This window comes from bacterium, from assembly GCA_030685015.1.
Taxonomy (GTDB): domain Bacteria; phylum CAIWAD01; class CAIWAD01; order CAIWAD01; family CAIWAD01; genus CAIWAD01.
In genome coordinates this window covers 33134-51700 of record JAUXWS010000064.1, presented here as the reverse complement: position 1 = coordinate 51700, position 18567 = coordinate 33134, and the positions used below count along the sequence as shown (strand labels likewise).

Annotated in this window: 12 protein-coding genes; 2 read left to right on the top strand and 10 right to left on the bottom strand. The window is 71.6% G+C overall.

Going from position 1 to position 18567, the window contains the following annotated elements; all coding sequences use genetic code 11:
- Positions 1-5 precede the first annotated feature (5 nt).
- Positions 6-704, bottom strand: coding sequence for an FKBP-type peptidyl-prolyl cis-trans isomerase (locus Q8O14_09290; GenBank protein MDP2360932.1), 699 nt, complete (start codon positions 702-704; stop codon positions 6-8).
- Between the two features lie 224 nt (positions 705-928).
- Here Q8O14_09290 and Q8O14_09285 point away from each other — a divergent pair, with 224 nt between their 5' ends.
- Positions 929-2587, top strand: a complete 1659-nt coding sequence (locus Q8O14_09285) for an agmatine deiminase family protein (GenBank protein ID MDP2360931.1) — start codon at positions 929-931, stop codon at positions 2585-2587.
- 45 nt (positions 2588-2632) lie between these two features.
- Here the strand turns inward: Q8O14_09285 and Q8O14_09280 are convergent, their stop codons facing one another.
- The 3 genes from Q8O14_09280 to Q8O14_09270 all read right to left on the bottom strand — a co-directional run bounded on the left by Q8O14_09280 (position 2633) and on the right by Q8O14_09270 (position 7865).
- Entirely contained in the window at positions 2633-3040 is a 408-nt protein-coding gene (locus Q8O14_09280; GenBank protein MDP2360930.1) for a hemerythrin family protein, read from the bottom strand.
- A 120-nt stretch (positions 3041-3160) separates the two neighbouring features.
- Positions 3161-6436, bottom strand: coding sequence for a C25 family cysteine peptidase (locus tag Q8O14_09275; protein MDP2360929.1), 3276 nt, complete (start codon positions 6434-6436; stop codon positions 3161-3163).
- A gap of 526 nt (positions 6437-6962) precedes the next feature.
- The gene (locus Q8O14_09270) at positions 6963-7865 is read right to left on the bottom strand and encodes a TIGR01777 family oxidoreductase (GenBank protein ID MDP2360928.1); all 903 of its coding nucleotides are present in this window, start codon (positions 7863-7865) and stop codon (positions 6963-6965) included.
- A gap of 122 nt (positions 7866-7987) precedes the next feature.
- Here Q8O14_09270 and Q8O14_09265 point away from each other — a divergent pair, with 122 nt between their 5' ends.
- On the top strand, positions 7988-9367 hold the full coding sequence (locus Q8O14_09265; protein ID MDP2360927.1) for a deoxyribodipyrimidine photo-lyase/cryptochrome family protein: 1380 nt from the start codon (positions 7988-7990) through the stop codon (positions 9365-9367).
- On the opposite strand, the gene Q8O14_09260 is transcribed toward Q8O14_09265, so the two are convergent.
- The 6 genes from Q8O14_09260 to alr all read right to left on the bottom strand — a co-directional run bounded on the left by Q8O14_09260 (position 9368) and on the right by alr (position 18505).
- Entirely contained in the window at positions 9368-10081 is a 714-nt protein-coding gene (locus tag Q8O14_09260) for a glycerophosphodiester phosphodiesterase family protein (protein ID MDP2360926.1), read from the bottom strand.
- Positions 10078-10917, bottom strand: a complete 840-nt coding sequence (locus Q8O14_09255) for an HAD hydrolase family protein (protein MDP2360925.1) — start codon at positions 10915-10917, stop codon at positions 10078-10080. Before Q8O14_09255 ends, Q8O14_09260 begins: the two co-directional genes overlap by 4 nt.
- Before the next feature lie 50 nt (positions 10918-10967).
- Positions 10968-13445: a hypothetical protein gene (locus Q8O14_09250; GenBank protein ID MDP2360924.1), complete on the bottom strand. Its 2478-nt coding sequence runs from the start codon at positions 13443-13445 to the stop codon at positions 10968-10970.
- Positions 13442-15988: a DUF4350 domain-containing protein gene (locus Q8O14_09245; protein ID MDP2360923.1), complete on the bottom strand. Its 2547-nt coding sequence runs from the start codon at positions 15986-15988 to the stop codon at positions 13442-13444. The genes Q8O14_09250 and Q8O14_09245 overlap by 4 nt, the downstream gene beginning before the upstream one ends.
- 92 nt (positions 15989-16080) lie before the next feature.
- The gene (locus Q8O14_09240) at positions 16081-17121 is read right to left on the bottom strand and encodes a T9SS type A sorting domain-containing protein (GenBank protein MDP2360922.1); all 1041 of its coding nucleotides are present in this window, start codon (positions 17119-17121) and stop codon (positions 16081-16083) included.
- 202 nt (positions 17122-17323) lie between these two features.
- Positions 17324-18505, bottom strand: coding sequence for an alanine racemase (gene alr, locus Q8O14_09235; protein MDP2360921.1), 1182 nt, complete (start codon positions 18503-18505; stop codon positions 17324-17326).
- Positions 18506-18567 lie beyond the last annotated feature (62 nt).

The window sequence follows — 18567 nt, the reverse complement described above, 5'->3', positions numbered from 1 at the left end:
GCCGGCTACTCGAATGAGATGAGCTCCACCTCGAAGACCAGCACGGAATTGGGCGGAATGACGTTGCCCGCGCCGCGGGGACCATAGCCCAGGTCCGGCGGAATGACGAAGCGGTACTTGCCGCCCACGCCCATGAGCTGGAGGCCTTCCGTCCAGCCCGGAATGACGCCGCCCAGGGGGAAGGTGGCGGGCTGGCCGCGCTTGACGCTGCTGTCGAACTCGGTGCCGTCGGTCAGGGTGCCCGTGTAATGGACGGTGACGGTGCTCTCGGTGGTGGGTTTGGGGCCTTCCGCCGGGGTGATCACCTCAAACTGCAGGCCGCTGGCCGTGGTCGTCACACCGCTCTTCTTGGCATTGGTCTCCAGGAACACCTTGCTCTTCTCCTCGTTCTGCTGCGCCATCTCGTCGGCTCGACGCTGGCCTTCCGTCATTTTGATGGTCTGGGATTCCTCGTCCGAGAGGAGGAGGCTGCCGCCCGTGCGGGCATCCTCCAGGCCTTGCTGGAAGGCAACCAGATCGATCTCGCCCACTTGGTCCTTGAGATAACCGCCCATGTCCATGCCGATGGCATAGCTGAACTTCTGCAAGTCCGAATCCAGCTTCTCCAGACGGACCGGCGCCTTCTTGCAGCCTCCGCTGGCGGCCAGGCACAGGGTCAGGATCGGAACCAGGATGCCGAAGCGTGCGGCAGTGATCATGCTCATGGTGTCCTCGAATTGGCCACCGGCCGGATCAACCGGCCGGCGATGAATGCTTGTTTGGCGTCACGGCGCCAAGTAAGCAAATGGTCCTCATTGTCGGCAGGCTTGCACCAAAGACCAGCCTTTCCCACCATCAGGCGTCCGGAACACGTGCCCATTCCCGCACTCACGTCAGACTGGCCGATACGAGGCGCCGCCGATGGGCACGTCAAGCAGGGAGCCTGACCATGGCCGCTCTACGTCCTCTTGTCGTGTCGCTGGCATTTGCGCTGGCCGCCGCTTCCATGGCGACCGCCGCCAACCAGGATGTCCTGGCCGAGCTGGAGGCCCGCACCCGGGCCTGGCAGGCGGCCAACCCCGGCTCCCTGCCCCACTGGCTGACGCCGGACGAGCTGGGCCGTCTGGACGAGATCGGGCGCACCTTCACCGAGACGCCACCCCCCGCCCTGCCGCCCCGCTCCATCGCCGAGTTCGAGCGGCAGGCCGCCGTGCTCGTGCGCTATCCTTTCGGCGTCTCCCTCGCCCTCATCGCCGCCCTGTCCGTGGAGACCCCCGTCCTCACCCTGGTGAGCGGACCCTCCCAGGAGAACACGGTGCGCGCCCAGTACACGTCGGCGGGTGTCAACCTGGCCAACTGTAGCTTCCTCCACGCCTCCACCAACTCCTACTGGACGCGGGACTACGGACCCATGTTCGCCCAGACGGGGGACGAGGTGGCCGTGGTCGATTTCCCTTACAACCGGCCGCGGCCCCTGGACGACGACGTTCCCTGGCGGGTGGCCGCCCACCTGGGCCTGGACTGCTACGGCATGAACCTCGTCCACACGGGGGGCAACTGGATGAGCGACGGCTACGGCGCCGCCGCCTCCAGCGACCTGGTGGTGACGGAGAACCCGGGGCTGACCATCCAACAGATCGGGCAACGGGTCCTCGACTACCTGGGGGTGGAGCGCTACCACACCCTGCCCGACCCCAACAACACCTACATCGACCACATCGACTGCTGGGGCAAGTTCCTCGACGTGGACAAGGTGCTCATCCGCGAAGTGCCGGCCAGCCACGCCCAGTACGACGAGATCGAGGCGACGGCGGCCTGGTTCGCCGCGGCCACGAGCAGCTGGGGCACGCCCTACCAGATCTACCGCGTCTGGACGCCCAACAACCAACCTTACACCAACTCCCTCATCCTCAACGGCCGCGTCTTCGTCCCTATCATGAACTCCACCTGGGACGCCGCCGCGCTGGCCGTCTACCAGGCCGCCCTCCCGGGCTTCGAGGTGCTGGGCTTCACGGGCAGCTGGGAGAGCACGGACGCCCTCCATTGCCGCGCCATCGGCCTGGCCGATCCCGGCCTCCTGCGCATCCACCACCTGCCGCTGGCCGACACCCTGGTCGCGGGCCAGCCCCGCGAGCTGCGGGCCACCATCACCGCCTGCAGCGGACAGGCCCTCATCGTGGATTCCCTGCGCTGCTGGCACCGCGTGGACGGCGGACCCTGGACGGCGTTGGCCCTGCAGGCGGACGGGGCGGAATGGCGGACTTGGCTGCCGGCGCTGGCCGCCGGGCAGGAGCTGGAGTACTGCCTGCAGGCGGCCGACCTGAGCGGACGCTTCGAACAGCATCCTTTCACTGGACGGGCCGATCCCCACCACGCCACGGCCGTGGCCACGGCCCTGGCGAGCCCCCTCCTCGCCGTGGAGCTGGTGGCCGGCCAGGTGCAGCTCAGTTGGGAGCCGGTGCCGGGGGCGGCCCGCTACCTCGTCGAGGGCGCGGCGGGACTGGCGCAGCCGTGGACCCTCCTGGCGCAGACGGTGGAGACCTCCTGGTCGGAGGCGGCATTGCCGGGCTGGACGAGGCTCTACCGGGTGAAGGCCGTCACGCCCTGAGCCGGCGGCCTGGTGGCGGGGGGGGGGCTGGGTCGACCAGCCCTGTCAGGGAGTGGCGTCCTCGGCGCGGTCCAGGAAGTCGATGAAGCGGCGATCCTGGGTGTGCAGGTGGTCCGTGATCCAGGTGCGGAACATTTCCTCATAGACGGACCGGCTGCGCAGCTGGCCCAGGGCCAGGTGCTCCTTCTCGCCGCGGAGCTGGTCCAGGCAGGCCTGGTGCAGCAGGCGGTGGGCATGGAGGCCCGCATAGCCGACCCGGCTCATGATCTGTTCTTCGGATATGAAGTGCTTCTCTAAATTACTCAACAAATCATCAAGACAATCATAAAGTTCGCCTTGGCCGCGATGCTGTCCAGCCGCATCCAGGAAGCGGGAGGTCGCCGCCTGCAATCCCTCATGCTGCTCCTCGATGAGGGCGAGGGATTCGCTCCAGGCCCGGGATCGCTCCGCCATGCTTTCCACCCTTTCCAGGAGGCCAGCGCCGGTCCCGGCCTGGCCGCCACCCACATGGTAGGTACGGGATGGAATTGAAAACAGACTCTATTGCTGAACTGATTTTGACGCCGCGTCCTCCTATGGGGTCAAGGCCGTCACCCGGAAAAGCCGGGTGCCCACCGACCGGCAGGGCAGGCTCCAATTGGTCACGGTGCATTCCGCCAGCGGCAGGAAGGGCTGGTCCAGGCCCTCGCTCTGCCAGATGCGATAGGTGGCGGCCTGGGGCACGGCCTCCCACTCCAGGCGCAGCAGGCAATTGGCCTCCTGCACGATGCGCAACCCGGCCACGGGCGGCAGGCCGCCCACCTGGAAGCTGATGGGCAGGTGGAGCAGGGGCCGGACCGGATCGTTGCTGGACAGGACAAGCAGACCCGTCCACTGGCCCTCCTCCAATCCCAGCGCGCTGGCCGTCAACATGGCTTGCAGCGACCCGCCGGGCGGGATAAGGCCCTGGGCCGGCTGCACCTCCAGCCACTGGGGCAGATCGTCCCCCGTGTGGGCAAGGGTGAAGGCCCCGCTCACCACGTGGGGATCGGCCCCGTAGATGTCGCCTGTGATGTCCCAGGCCAGGGTCAGATCGCCGCTGAAGGAGTACGGCACGTCAAGCTGCACCGTGCCCACGGCCGTCTGGTTGGGGTAGATGTTGCCCCAGCCACCGTCCGGGTCGCTCCAGGTGAGGCGGACCCCCTCCCCGGTCACGCCGTCCGTCTGGAGGCGTCCGCCCCCGGCCACCGCCAGGTCGCTGGAGGCCAGCGCCGTCACGCCGGCGGGCAGTTGCAGCGCCGCGGCGGAGGCCCACTCATTGTCGGGCGAACCATTGAAGAGGCTGAGATGAAGGGTGAGGGGCGCGCCGCTGACGAATTCCGTCTCGGCGGCGCTTAGGGTCGAGCCCAGCATGGACCGCTCCGCCGATGCCGGGCTGGGCGGACCGGCCGCGGCCAGGCTCCAGGACAGGTCGGCATGACCCGTGTTGGCGATGACAAGCTGTCCGCTGGCCGTCTGGCCGGGAAGGGCGCTGAAGAAGAGGGCCTGCGGCGTCGTCTCGACCCGCGGGGCCACCCGTCCGCTCAGGGTGAAGGCGGCGCTCCAGGCCTCACCGTCCCCCGCCTCGATTGTCAGCAGGAAGGGCAGGGCCTCGCTGTTGGCGAAAGCGGTGCTGAACTGGATCTGGAAGGCTTCGCCCAGCTGCGCCGTGGCGCCGGCCGGCAAGAAGGCCAGGGCAGGTGATCCAATGATGCCCGCCACGCCGGGGTGGGCCGAGGCCAGACTGAGGGACAGGTCCGCCGCCGCCGTCGTGCCCACGTTGGCCAAGGTGATGTGCAGCCACTGGGTGGCGCCGGGCAGGGCCAGACCATCGCCCTGCAGGCCGGCCGCCGCCAGGCTGATCCAGGGGCCCTCCGGCGCGATGGCCGTCACCAGGCCCTGGTAGGTCTCATGGTTGAAGGCGGTCACGGTCAGGGTGAGCGCCTGCCCGGCCGCCGGCGCCCCCTCCACCTCGATCTGCGCCAGGCCGGCCTCGTCGGCCAAGGCCGTACCCACGCGCCCGCCCTCGCCCCACAGGGTGGCCCGGGCGCCCGGCGCCCCGGTCTGCACGGGAAACAACGCGGCGCCCACGGGCAGTTCGGCGGCATGGCCCACGGTCAGGGCCAGCGGGCTGGCCGTGCGCAGCTGCAGGGTGGGGTCGGTGAAAATCGTCCAGGTCCGGGTCATGGCCCAGTCGGCGTAGTCGTCGTTCATGCGCATGGCGCCGTTGAAACACAAGGCGCCGAAACTGAGGCAGGCCTCGGCCGCCAGGAGGTCGGTGCATTCATCCTGGGCGGCCATGGGCGGCGCCCAGGACTGGTTGATCGTGCTGGCATAGATGCCCACCGCACCGGTGGGGTTGCCGTTGCGCGTGGCGCGCATCCAGGCCTCGGCGAAGCAGGTGGTGCCGGCGAACTGACCGTTGACGCAAGCCACGTCCACGATGAAGGGCAGGCGGTTCTCGTTGGTGAGGGCGTTGACGTGGCTGTTGGAGAAACCGGTCGTCCCCCAGCTGGTGGTGCTGCCGTGCCCGCAGTAGTTGATGAAGCCGCGCCCCTGGTTGAGGGCCGCGCTGACGCTGGCGGCGCTGGCGCCGGGATCGTAGATCTGGTCCACCACCGTGTAGGTGTAGCCCAGCAGATCGGTGCGGATGTTGTTCAGGTGGACCCAGTCCGCCTCGCCGTCGTCGCCGATGCCGGTCCCCTCGGCCGATGCCACGCCCGTCGCCTTGTGGTACCAGTCGGCTCCCGTCTGCGGATCGCGCTCGTACTCCACGCAGCGCCGCACCATCGTCTCCACCTGGGCCACGGTGGCGGCGCTGAAGCGGCCCACCAGGATGTCCGGATAATGGTCGCTGCCCGCCAGCATGGCATAGCTGGGATCGGAACTGCCCCCCGAGTGCAGGGGGCTGGGCACCTGCTCGGCGTCGCCCACCAGCAGCAGGCTGGCCAGTCCCGGGTTTTGATAACAGGCCGCCACGTAGCTCTGGATGGCCGCCGCCGTGCCGCCGGCCTGGGTGCGCGGCACCAGGTCCACCTCCAGGCCCTTCTGCCGCTTCCAGGTCACGAAGGGGGCCATGGCCTCCAGGAAGGCGTCGTGGCAGATGATGAGCAGGCGCCCCTCCTCCACGGCCGGCGTGTAGCGGGCGGCCTCGTCGTAATTGAGGAAGCGCTGGCGATAGATGGCGGCAAAATCCTTGTCAAGCCGCGCGGGCGGCTCCTGGCGCAGGAAGGGGTTGGCCCCCTCCCCCGCCGCCGGGTCCGTCTCCACCTCCACTTCGAGGCGCGTGTAGACACGCAGCAGGCCCTCCCCGGGCAGGTACTGGAAGGGCTGGAAGAGCACCGTCTGGCCGCGGTGGTCCCGCAGGATGTAGGGCTCGCGCAGCAGGGCCTGCTCGCGCGGCCAGGCGGCGGCCCGGTAGGCCGGCCCGAAGGTCCAGGGCAGATCGGCCGGATCCACGTCGCGGGTCAGGTTGCCCTTTGACGGGACCGGCCGCAGGGGCAGATCCACGTGCTCGGCGGCGATGACGCGCAGGCGGCGCGCCCCCCGGTCGGGAATGATGACGCTGGCGGCCAGCACGGGCAGTTCGGGAGCGCCCGCCTCAAGGGTGATGGCCGCGCCCGGCACGCGGATGCGCTGCCAGTCCTCGAGCCCGATGCGCTGATCGCGGGACTCGAAGCCCGCCACTTCACAGACAAGGCGGGTCAGCGCCCCCTGCTCCGCCACCAGCCTCACGCCCGTCACGGCGCCCGGCCGCGTCTCGATCCACCCGGCCCCCGCGCTCAGGCCGTGCGCCATCACCCACACCAGACTCCACCGCATCCACGTCATGGTTCATCTCCCTGGACACCGGCTGCGCCAGCATGCCTGTGCCGGATTCTTGACAATCGGACGAGGCATCCTCTGCCTGGTCGCCCCTTGTTGCTCATGCAATTCTGAACAAATCATGACAACACATTGCGCAAGACGGCCGGACCCCGGATCGCCCGACCGGCCCGCCGTCAAGCGCCTCCTCCCAGCAAAGCCCGCGCCAGCCTCTTGTCGGCCGCTCAGGCTCCTCCCGCGGGCGGCGGCGCCGTGAATCGCCTCCGCAGGACGGCCGCGCGGCAGGTCCGCCATGCGCGTGCCGCCCGAGGGCAGGGGCGTGAAGGTGTGCAGGTGGTCCCACAGGGCCCAGGGGCCCTGCTCCTGCAGGTCGCGGAAGGAGAGGGGCGGATCCCGCGCTGCGCGATCCTGGTGCGCCAGCGGAAGGGCAGGGCGGGCGGCGTGATCTCCTCCAGGTTGGCCGCGTCGGCGAAAAAGGGGAAGACCTCTTCGGGAGCGGCGGCGAAGTCCATCTGGGACTCCAGGTGGCGGATCAAGGCGACACCCCGAGCAGATCAGCCAGGGCCGGTCCCAGTTCGCCGTGCTGGAAGGTGAAGCCCTTCTCCAGCAGCCGGGCAGGTTGCGCGGCGGGGGCCTGCAGGAGCAGCTCGCGGCCCATCGCCCCTCCCGCCAGGCGGATCAGCCAGGAGGGGACGGGCAGGCGGCCGGGCCGGCCCAGCACGCGGCCCAGCTCGGCCAGGGCCTCGCTCTGGGGCAGGGGCCGCGGCGCGCACAGGTTGAAGGGGCCGTCCAGGGCGCCGTCGAGGATGAAGTCCACCGCGCGCAGCCAGTCCTCGCGATGGATCCAGCTCCAGGGCAAGTCGGGCGGGCCGACCCGCCCCCCCAGCCCCAGACGCCAGACGGGCAGCAGGCGGCCGAGCAGGCCGCCGGCCGGGTCCAGCACCAGCCCGGTGCGCAGCCAGGCCACGGCCAGTCCGGCCTCCCGCGCGGGCTGCGCCGCCGCCTCCCATTCCAGGCAAAGGCGGCCCACCACCGAGTGCGCCGCCGCCGGACCCGCCTCGTCCACCGCCGGCCAGCCCGGGCGGTAGATGCCCACCGCCGAGCCGCTCAACAGGCGCGGCTTGGCCCCGGTGGCGGCGCGGCGGGCCAGGGCTTCGGCCAGCTGCCGGGTCCGCTCGACGCGGGAGGCGCGGATGGCGGCCAGGGCGTTCCTCGTCCAGGGCCAGCGCAGGATGGGCGCGCCCGCCAGGTTGACCACCCCCTCCAGGCCGGGCGGCAGCAGGTCGGCCAGGGCCGCCACGCTGTCCGGCCAGGCGAGGCCGCGCGGCGCGACGGGCTGGCGGTCCAGGGTCCACAGCTCGTGGCCGCGCCGGGTCAGCCGCTCCACCAGGGCCCGGCCCAGCAGGCCGGTGGAACCGGCGATGAGGATCCGCATGTGGGCGCCCCCCTTAGTTCCCGGGCAAGGTAGGATGCCCGCCTGCACCATGGACGCCCGCCAATTGCCTCTTTGCCATCGGCGGGAGGAAGCTGAAGAGGGCTTGACAGGAGGGGGCGACGATGGTCCTGGTCTGGTTGACGGAATGCCTGCGCCGGCACGACAATCCAGCCCTCCACGCCGCCCATGGCGCGGCGGCCTGGGTGGCGGTGGAGGCGGATCCGCCCCTGCCGCCGCGCGCCGCCGCCTGGCGGCGGCGGTCCCTGGCCGAACTGGCCGCCCACCTGGCCAAGGCGGGCGTCCCTGTGTTGGACGCCGCGCATCTGGATGACGGGATCCTGCGCCGGCTGACCGCGGCCGGCCTGCGCGAGATCCACCTCGACGCCGGTCCCGGCCGGCGGGAAGATGCGCTGGCGCTGCGCCTGGGCGCGGCCGGACTGCCCGTGGTGCGCCATGGCCGCGGCCTGCTGCCCCTCTCCGCCTGGCTCCCGCCCGAGGAAGCGCTGCCCCGCTCCTTCAGCGCCTTCCACCGCCGCTTCCTGGCCCGGGTGGTGGTACCGGCGCCCTTCGACCTCCCCATCCTGCGCGGACCGGATCCCGGCCTCCTGGCCCGCTTCGCTTCCCTGCGCCTGATTCCGCCTCCCGCCGACGGGGGCCTGCCCCCCGGTTGGAGGCCCGGCGCGGCGGCTGCCCAGCGCGGCCTTGAGGCCTTCCTGGCGCGGGAATGGCCCGCCGACCCCGTCGCCTGGGAGCGCGCCGGCGTGGAGGCGGGGGAGCCCGGCGGCAGCAGCGGTCTCTCGCCCTGGCTGGCCCGGGGCGACCTGGGGGCACGGCAGGTCTGGGCGGGGCTGGTCCAGGCCGCCGGGGACGCCGTCCGTCGCCCCTTGGCCGATGCCCTGCAGCGGCAGTTGGTCTGGCGCGAGTACGCCCTGGCCCTGCACAGCCGCCACCCGGAGCTGGAGTGGGAGCCCCTCTCCCCCGCCTGGCGCGATTTCCCGCGCCGAACCGGGGCCTCGCGTCTGGCTGCTTGGCGGGAAGGCCGCTGCGGCATTCCCGTGGTGGACGCCGCGCTGCGTCAACTGGCCGCCACCGGCTGGATGCACAACCGCTTGCGCATGATGGCGGGCACCTGGCTGGTCAAGCAGATGGGACAAGCCTGGACCGACGGCCTGGCCGTCTTCCGCGAGTGGCTGGTGGATTGGGATGCCGCCCTCAACGCCATGAACTGGCAATGGTGCGCCGGCTGCGGCGTGGACGCCCAGCCCTGGTTCCGCCTCTTCAACCCGGAGCTGCAGGCCCGGCGCGCCGACCCTGAGGGCGCCCTGCTCCGCCGCTGGCTGCCGGAGCTGGCCGACCTGCCCCTCGATCAAGCGCGGCGGGCCTGGCTCCTGCCCGCCGACCGGCGGGCCGCCCTGGGCTATCCGCTGGCCGATCCTGATCCCGCCACCGGTCGCGCCGAGGCCCTGGGCGCCTGGGCTGTCTTCCGCGGGCGGAGAGCCTGATCAGGGCCACTTTCTGTTAATCTCTCCCGGCCGGTTGCTGGTCAGCCAGGCCACGCCCAGGTCTTCCAACTCCCTCGCCCGCCGGGGATCGTCCACCGTCCAGACACCCAGGGTCAGCCCGGCGGCGGCCAGTTCCGCGGCCATGACCCGGTCCACCAGGCTGTCCGCCAGATCCAGCCCGGCCCAGCCCGCCGCGGCCACCGTCCTCATCCATGCCCGGCGGGTGCGGGGCAGGGGCGGCTGTCGACCTTTGCGCAGCCAGAGGATGGGCAGGTCGGGCAGAAGCCGCTGGCAATGCCGCAGGGTGTCCCGGTGAAAGGAGATGAGCCAGATGTCCCGGTGGCGGCGGCCCAGCGCCCGCGCCAGGGCCTCCGCCTGGGCGGGACCCTCCTTCAATTCCAGCACGGCCAGACGGCCGGGCGGCACCCGCTCCAGGAACTCCTCGACCATCAAGGGAGCCTCGGCGGGCAGGTCGGGCCGACCGTGGCAGGCGTTGAGTCCGTGCCGTTGGCGGGAATCCAGCTGAGCCACGCGCCGGGCGTCGCCACAGCAGCGCAGGAGACTGGCGTCGTGCTGGAGCAGGAGGCGGCGGTCGGCGGTGAGGCGCAGGTCCACCTCGACGCCGTCCGCGCCCTGGGCCCAGGCGGCCGCGATTGCCGCCCCGCTCTGCTCCGGGAAGTGGGCGGAGGCGCCGCGGTGGGCGATGATCTTCAATCCGCCGCCTCCCGGGACCACCCGTCCTCGATCGCCTGCGCCAGTCCGCCCTCCGGGCAGGCCGCCCAGGTGGTGAACCGGGCGCGCAGCTCGGGCGGCGCGTTCCCCACGACGGCGGCGCGCCCCGCCCATTCCAGCAGGTCCAGGTCGTTGAAATCGTTGCCCACGGCCAGGCAGCCCTCCCGCCCGATGCCCAGCTCCGCCAGCAGGGTCGCCGCCGCCGCGCCCTTGCCGACGCCCGCCGGCTGCAGCTCGATCCACTGGCTGCGGCCATCGAGGGGGCTGGTCGAATGCAGGAGGCGCAGATCGGGAGCGCCCGCCGCCAGGCGGACAGGCCAGTCCTCGCCCGGCGGCACGATGACCAGGGCTTGGCTGGCGCCCCGAGGCCACAGGTCCGGAACGGGCGGTCCGGCGGGGAGGGGGCGGCCGTGGCGGCGGTTCCGCTCCAGGCGGAGGCGGAAGTCGGTGCCGTCCAGCCGTCCCTCCCGGAACTGGAAGCAGTGGCTGGCGGGAACCGGATCGTGCAGGCTGTAGCTGAGACCCAGGCCGTCCAGCCAGACGCCCAATTCGGCGGCCCGCCGCGGGGAGAGGCCCGGCAGCGCCCGGCAGGGACCGTCGGGCCAGCGGCGCCAGCCGGCCCCCGAGGCGAAAATGACCCAGTCCACGGGCGCCTCCCGCTCCAGCACCCGCTCCACATGGTGAAGGCTGCGGCCGGTGGCCACCACCCGCGTCACGCCGTGTCGGCCCAGGCGCCGCAGCGCTTCCCAGTTGGCGGCGGGCACGCCCGCGGCGCCGTCGCGCAGGGTTCCGTCCAGGTCGGTGAGCAAGGCCCGCATCCATCCCTCCCTTTGCCGCAATATGGCACGCGGGCGGGCGGAGGGCCGGCCTACTGGGCGTGGTCGCGGAAGCCGGTCTCGGCCACGCCCACCGTGTCGGCGGCGAGGACCAGCCCCACATGGCGATAGTAGAGGCGCAGCCAGCCCAGGGCGGGGCCGGCCGGCACGGAGTCATAGGAACCCAGGCAGCGGTTGGCGAAACAGTCGGCCAGGCCCGAGACGACAAGCAGGCCGTCGCCCACCGCCTGTTCGGCGGCCAGGGCCTGACCCAGACGGTCCTGGACGAAGGGTCGTCCACCGGTGACGGAGAGGGCCTCGTCCACCCAGACGGAATCGGGCGCGCCGGCCAGGAAAACGGCCTGGTTCTGCACCAGGCGGGAGCCAAAGCCCATCCCATGCCGGGCCAGCCAGGCGTTGAGGCCGGGCGTGTAGTGGGAAGGACGCAGGGCCACGAGCAGGCGGCCGCCCCCCGCCAGGAAGGCATCCAGTCGCGCCTGGTACTCCTGGTCCGGGGCGGAGCGCGGGTTGACCAGGATGTGCAGGCGGGAGTGCTCCGGCACCTGCCTGTCCGTGAGGACGGGCAGCAGCTCGGAGCGGTGCAGCCAGATGACGAAGCTCTCCAGGTTGAGCGGGTCCTGGGGATCCGGCTTGGCCCGCAGGGGAAAGGTGGCCTGGGAGAGCCCTTGGTCGACGCTGGCGGCCGGATGGAGGTGCCGCGCGACGGGGGCGGGATGGGCCGCCGCCTGCTGGAGACGCAGGAGGGGCAGCACGAGGAGGCCTGCCCCCAGGGCGGGCAGCACCCAGTCGCCGGCCCGCGGCGGGCGTCGCAGGATGACGCCGGCGAGCAGGAGCAGGCCCCCGCCCAGGGCCAGCCAGGTCCAGGGCAGCACGGCATTGCGATGGTTCAGCCAGGCCAGGGCGGCCAGCACCTGCTCCAGGCGCCCCGGCCAGAACATGGCGAAGTTGGAATAGGTGGTGCTGTCGGTGAAGCCCAGCACGCGGCCCCGCCCCACCTTGACCGCCGCCGCCTGCACCAGGCTGCCGAAGCGGTACTCGCTGCGGGGGGGATGGGGGTTGAAGAAGTTGCTCTCGTGGTAGCAGACGAGGGTGGCCCCCGCCTCGGCTCCTGCCATCACGACCTCGGCCCGCCAGCCGGGACGGATGGAGCAGCTGGTGAGGAAGCGGTAGTCCTTCAATCCGGCGGCGGCGGGATGGGGCAGGACCCCCTCCGCCCGCCAGACCTGGTCGGCGCGGGAGCGCAGGGCGAAGACGGCGTCGGACTTGAAGCCCAGCCCCAGGGGTTCCGCCACTTGGTTGAGCCACGTGCTCATGCCGAAGACATTGGTATGGTCGCTGATGAGGTAGAGGCCGCCGCCCTGGCGCACGAAGGCGAGGATGGCCGCGATCTCCCCGGGCTCGTAGGGCCGGGTGGGGGTCTTCAACACCAGCAGGTCCACCTCGGCCAGCGCCGTGGGCGTCAGGGGGTCGCGGGTCACGGCCAGGTCGTAATACTGGCTGAGCAGGCGCCCCAGGCCGTGATAGTTGTAGGTGGTCTTGCTGCCGAAGACATCCGGGCTCATGGGCGTCTCCACCCATTCCCAGTCGCTGTGCCCGTCGTCGATGAGCAGGCGGCCCGCCTTGGCTTCTCCCCCGTCCTGCCCCAGCAGGCCGGCCAGGAGCAGGGCCAGGCCCCCCGTCATCAGCGCCAGATCCAGCGGGCGTCCAGCCACGGGCGCCGGAGGGACGGCGACCGGCACCTCCGGCAGGAGGCGCAGGGCCAGCCAAAGGCCGGGCAAGCCGGCGCCCAGCCAGAGCAGCGGCTGCCAGGGCAGCTCATAGAAGTCAAGGGCCGCCCCCGTCTGGCACAAGAAGAGGAAGACGCCGCCCAGCCAGAGCTGCGTAAGGAGGAGGACCAGGAGCAGGTGGGGCAAGCGCCGCCAGCGGCCGCGCCACCAAAGCAGGGCGAGGGCGCCCAGCAGGGCCTGCACCAGCAGGCCCGTCCATTCGGGCGCCAGGGAGAAGGGCATGTGCTCCAGCGGCGTGCCCAGCACCAGATGGCCGTCCACCAGCGCGACGGCCAGTCCGGCCAGACGGCCCAGGCCCAGGGCCGCCCAGCCCGCGGGCGGCCAGCTCTCCACCATGGCCAGGGCTTTCACCGCGCCGCCGGACAGCAGGCTGCCCAGGAGGAAGAGCGTCCCCGCCCTCCGCCCGGCCGTGGCCAGTCCCGTCCCGCGGGCGCCGACCGCGCCGGCCAGCCCCGCCGCCGCCAGCAGGAAGAGGCCGGGCCGCCAGGCCTCCGGCAGCAGCAGGGTCAGCCCCGTGGCCGCCACCGCCTGCGCCAGCCAGGCCAGGCGTCCGTCGGCGGGCTTCGTCCCGCCCACCCAGCCCAGCGTCCAGGCCGCCAAGAGCGCCAGCCAGCCGGCGGGGCGGGAACCGGGTGGAAGGGTGAGAAGGGGCTGGCAGAGCAGCACGCTGCCCAGCGCCAGGTAATCGGCATGGCGGCGATACATGAAAGATGCAGGGTTCACGGCGCCCCTCCCGGCTCCCTGCGCGTCAAGGGCGGTCGCTGATCCTCGACGCAGCCCAGCAGGGCCAGCGCCCAGCGCCGCCGCAATCCCGGCTCATCCAGGCCGGCCGTGGCCGCCGGTGCGCCGCGGGGCGGTCCGGCCGCTATGGCCGGGGTTGTTGTGGCGCCCGGGGCGAGGGACTGCAGGAAGCGGATCTTCTCCGGCGTGGGCTGGATGCGAGGCAGGAGGGGCGCCTGGTTGCGGAAGCGCGAGGCCGTGCTGCGCCAGGTCCCCGATCGGGAGGGACCCTCCAAGGACCAGCGGCTGAAGAGTCGTTCGTCCCCCACCACGATGACCTGGCCCTCGCCCACGCCCCGCTTAAGGGCGAGGGGCAGACCCCAGCAGGAGGCCAGGGTGTCGGCCCCGCCCGCCAGATCGAGCAGGGGCCAAGCCTCCCAGAAGGTGAAGCCCAGCGGGCGCCCCGCGCCGTCCACCACCTCCGGCGCCGCACCCAGGGGCACCTCGTCCAGGGCCAGGCCGAATTCGGCCAGCAGCTCGCCGAGCGGCGCGCGGCGTCGCCCGTCGGCGGCCACGACCAGGCGGCCGCCCTTCTCCACGTAGCGCCGGAGCAGGGCGATCTCACGCTTGCTCCAGGCGCGGGCCGGACCGGCCAGCAGGAGGGCGCGGCCGCCGGCCAGCAGCTCCTCGTCCAGCAGGGGCAGGTTCAGGGGCAGCGCGCCTGAGCGGTGGCTGGCCTCCACCAGGGCGCGGGCGCTCCAGTCGTGATCCGGCGGATGGATCCAGTTGGGCTGGTGGCTGCTGTCGATCCAGACCAGATCCCCCCGTGTCCCGGGGGCGGGCGGCGGCAATCCGGGGAGACGCAGCGGCCACCAGAGGGCGGCTGCCAGCAGCGTCGCCACCAGGGCTTCACGGCGCGAGGGGGCGGCCCGCAGGAAGGGCAGGAGGCCGCCGGCCAGCAGAAGAGCCAGTCCGCCCAGGAGGAAGGGATTGTCCCGCCAGGGCTGCCGCTCCGCCTGGCGGCCAGCCAGGTTGAGGTAGAAGGGCCAGACGAGGGGATTGTTCAGGCTCATCAGGGGCGACTTGTCCCCCAGCACGACCAGCAAGCCTCGACCCACCTGCTCCGCGGCGATGAGAGGCACCGCGCCCAGGCGTTCCCCGGCATCGGGCCGGGTGTTGCCCATGCGGCCCCGCGGATTGTCCGCCTTGCCCGCGTCGGCGAAGGCCAGGCTGCCCGTGACGAGGGGCTGGGCGGGCCAGGCGAGTTCCAGGCTGGCTCCGATGCTGACGCCCAGATGCTGGCTGTCCCGCAGGCCGGTTGTGGCCGGCGCGTGGAGGAAGCGCAGGTTGTGGCTCCACAGCCAGCCGTTCAAGCTGGGAATGGCGCAGTCGTCCCGCAGGCGGATGTGGTAATCCGCCAGCAGGCTGCCCAGCCCTTCTCCAATGCCGTGGACATGGGTGTGCTCCCCCACCGCCACCAGGACGCCGCCCCCCTCCATCCAGGCGCGCAGCGAGCGGCGCAGCTCATCGTCCAGCGGCTGGTCCGGCTGCACGAGGAAGAGGACGCGGCCGGGCGGTCCCTGGCGCAGCGTCTCATCGTCGTGGACGCCGACCCGGGCGCCCCAGGCCTCCAGCACGGCGATGAAACCGCCCAGGCGGGGACTGGCGCCGTCCTCGCCGATGGGCCGCTCACCCGACCAGAGCCCCTCCCGGCGCAGGCCGACCTCCAGGCCGTCCAGACGCGCCGGGGGCGGTGCCAGGCAGAGGGCCAGCAGCAGGGCGGCGAGCAGGGGCGGGAGGGGCGACCAGCGGTGGAGAGGGCGGCCGCCCGCCCCCGCCGCCGGCGACCCCATCCGCGCGGCGCTCTCGTCCATCAGGAAGTAGAGCGGGAACAGGCCGAGGGGCAGCCAGGTCTGGAGGGCCTGGGCGTCCAGCCAGCCCAACCGCCAGCCTTGGCTGACGACGAGTGTCTGCAGCAGAAAGCCGGCCAGGGCCCCCGTCAGGCGGCGGGGGGAGCCGTCGCCGCGCCAAGCGGCCGCGCCCCGCAGCAGGAAGAAGAGGGGCAAGTGCAGCAAGGGTCCCTCGCCCAGGCGAAGCGGGCGGCCGGCGAGCCAGGCCAGCAGGGCGGACTGGGCCTGGGCCATCCACTCGAAGAGCCACCAGGTGGGCGGCAGGGCGATGAGGATGCTCGCCACCGTGCCGAGCAGGGCCAGCCGGGAGAGGAGGCGCAGGCGCTCCGTCTTCCCCCAGCACCGCAGCAGGACCAGGCCCAACCACAGCAGGGCGGACCCGGCCGGCAACGGCGCCGCGACGGCCAGCAGGGGCAGGGGCAGGAGCAGGAGGAGACGCCAGGAGAGGCGGCTGGAGGGCTGGGCGCTGCAGAGAAGGGGCAGGCCCAGCGCATACGAGAGGGCGGCCAGCAGCGCGCCGGGCCCGGCCAGGAGGGGCGGCGCCAAGCCGCTGGCGATCAAAAGAGCCAGACAGACCAGCAGGTCGCCCACGAGGGCGAGGAGTAGGACCGATGCTCGTCCGGCCTGAGGCTTCACAAGATTCCCGCGCTGCTTGGATGGCCCGCTTCAGGTCGAAAGGGCGGGGACCGGCGCCGCCGGCCCCCGCCGTGAGGACGGATTGATCCCGGTTACTTGACCAGGAGCATCTTGTTCTGCAGCACCTGTCCCTGGGTCTCCAGGATGTAGACATAGAGACCGCTGGGCAGCTCGCTGCCGTCAAAGAGGACACGGCTGGTTCCGCGCGGCGTCAGGCCGTTGACCAGCTCCTTCACCAGGCGGCCGCTCAGGTCGTAGACGGCCAAGCGCGCCGCTCCTGTCTCAGGCAGCGAGAAGCTGAGGGTGGTGAAGGGGTTGAAGGGATTGGGAACCGGCTCGCTCAGGAAGAGGCCGCTGGGCCGCTCCTCGGCGCCCACCACCGGGCAGGTGACCGGGTCCGTCAGGCACCACTGCGGATCGGTGGCGCACCACTGCGGATCGGTCGCGCACCACATGAAGTCCGTGACGCACCACTGCGGATCCGTCGCGCAGAAGACGGGATCCGTCATGCAATTCACGGGATCCGTGGCGCACCACTGCGGATCCGTGACGCACCACTGCGGGTCCGTCGGTACACAGCCAAAGGCCGGGTCGGTTGTGGAGCAATAGACAGGATCCGTGAAACACCATTGCGGGTCGGTGGCGCAGTAGAAGGGATCGGTCAAGCAGACGGCCGGATCCGTCGTGCAACCCCAGAAAGGATCCGTGGGAACGCAACCAAAGCCGGGGTCCGTCGAACAGTCGAAGGCCGGATCGGTCGTGGGTTGGCAGCCCCAACTGGGATCGGTGTGGCACCACTCGATGTTGGTCGTGCAGGTCTGCGGATCGGTGAAGAAGCACCAGTCCGGGCTGGTGTCGCAGCCGATGGCCGGATTGGTCGGGCACCAGACATAATCCGTGGCGCACATGACCGGGTCGGTCTGGGTGCGCAGGGCACCCGGACGGACCGGCCGGGCGGCGGGCTCCGTCTGTCCCACGGTGGCCAGGCCGTTGTCGTAGCGGGCCACCGTCGCTTTCGTCTGGTACTGGTAGAGGGGTGACGCCGTGTCGGCCAGCGCCGGCCACGCCAGGGCCAGCGTCAACGCGACACAGCAACACCATCGACTTTCCCGCGAGCCAGGCAGCAGTTTCATCTCAACCTCCCTTAGAATGCGGTTCAATGAGGCGCAAGCGATGCCCGGGAGGGCGGGAGCCTGGTGCCGATGATTGAACCATGCCGTGTGTGTGGGTTCGTCGCAAGCAGGAAACGACGAACGCCGACAAGAAAGGACTTTCAGCACCTGTGGCAAGGACAAAATGTCTATTCAATAAATTAATGGTCAATTGCGAACCATCTCAGAGCTCGGCCAGGCGTCGCGGCACCCGCTCCGAGATGCCGGTGAGGATCTCATAGGGGATGGTGCCCTGCCAGCGGGCCAGATCCTCCACGCGGATCTCATCGTCGCCCTGGCGTCCCACCAGCACCACCTCGTCCCCGTTGTAGGCCGTGCCATCGGGACCCAGGTCCACCATCAGCTGGTCCATGCAGATGGCTCCCACCACGGGCAGGCGCCGGCCGCGGATGAGCACCTCGGCCCGTCCGGTCATGCCGCGGGGATAGCCGTCCCCGTAGCCGACGGGCACGGTGGCCAGGCGCGTGCGGTGGGGGGCGCGCCAGAGGTGGCCGTAGGAGACGCCCGCGCCCGCCTCCACCACCTTGAAGTAGACGACGGCGCTGGTCCAGCGCAGGGCGGGCCGGGCCGCCGGGAGCAGGGGGCGGGCCGGGTCGTGCTGCACGCCGTAAAGGAGCAGGCCGGGCCGCACCAGGTCAAGGGCCGTCTCCGGCCGCGTGACCGCCGCCGCCGAGTTGGCGATGTGCCAGCGGCACGTGGGCGGCAGCAGACCCTCCACCGCCCGGCGCAGGGCGAGGAAAGGGGCCAGGGGCTCATCCACCAGGGCGGGATCCTCCCCTTCGGCGTTGGCCAGGTGGGAGTAGACGCCGCGGATCTCCAGGCGGTCCAGGGCGGCGGCGGCCCGCAGGAAGGCCTCGCCCCCGGCGGCGTGGACGCCGATGCGCTCCATGCCGGTGTCGATCTTGAGATGGACGGCGGCGCGGCGCCCCGCCATGGACGGGGCCGTCGCCTCCAGGCAGGCCTGGACCTGGCGGGCCTTGTGCAGCGAGGAGACCGTCATCTCCAGGTCGTAGTCAAGGAAGGCGGGAATCTGGTTCTCCACCAGGCCGCCCATCACGAGGATGGGGCAGGCCAGACCTTCCCGCCGCAGCAGGATCCCCTCTTCGACGAAGCCGACCGCCAGTGCCCCGGCGCCCGCCGCCAGGAAGGCGCGGGCCGCCGCCAGCATGCCGTGGCCGTATCCGTTGGCCTTGACCACGGCCATCACCCCGGCGGGACCCAATCCACAGCGCTCCCCCAACAAGGCCAGGTTGTGGCGCAGGGCCGCCGGATTGGTCCACACCTGGGTCGGCCGCAGGGGCAGGCAGGGCTGGTGGTCGATATGGTATTCCTCAAGAAAACTCACCGTGTCCCCCTTGGCCGTCGTCGGGCCTTCCTCCGCCTGAACAGTCCCGCCGGTCCCCGTGC

Excerpts from the sequence above, each read along its gene's own strand:
- Q8O14_09290 (MDP2360932.1), bottom strand. The coding sequence starts at position 704 with ATGAGCATGATCACTGCCGCACGCTTCGGCATCCTGGTTCCGATCCTG.
- Q8O14_09285 (MDP2360931.1), top strand. The coding sequence starts at position 929 with ATGGCCGCTCTACGTCCTCTTGTCGTGTCGCTGGCATTTGCGCTGGCC.
- Q8O14_09280 (MDP2360930.1), bottom strand. The coding sequence starts at position 3,040 with ATGGCGGAGCGATCCCGGGCCTGGAGCGAATCCCTCGCCCTCATCGAG.
- Q8O14_09275 (MDP2360929.1), bottom strand. The coding sequence starts at position 6,436 with ATGACGTGGATGCGGTGGAGTCTGGTGTGGGTGATGGCGCACGGCCTG.
- Q8O14_09270 (MDP2360928.1), bottom strand. The coding sequence starts at position 7,865 with ATGCGGATCCTCATCGCCGGTTCCACCGGCCTGCTGGGCCGGGCCCTG.
- Q8O14_09265 (MDP2360927.1), top strand. The coding sequence starts at position 7,988 with ATGGTCCTGGTCTGGTTGACGGAATGCCTGCGCCGGCACGACAATCCA.
- Q8O14_09255 (MDP2360925.1), bottom strand. The coding sequence starts at position 10,917 with ATGCGGGCCTTGCTCACCGACCTGGACGGAACCCTGCGCGACGGCGCC.
- Q8O14_09240 (MDP2360922.1), bottom strand. The coding sequence starts at position 17,121 with ATGAAACTGCTGCCTGGCTCGCGGGAAAGTCGATGGTGTTGCTGTGTC.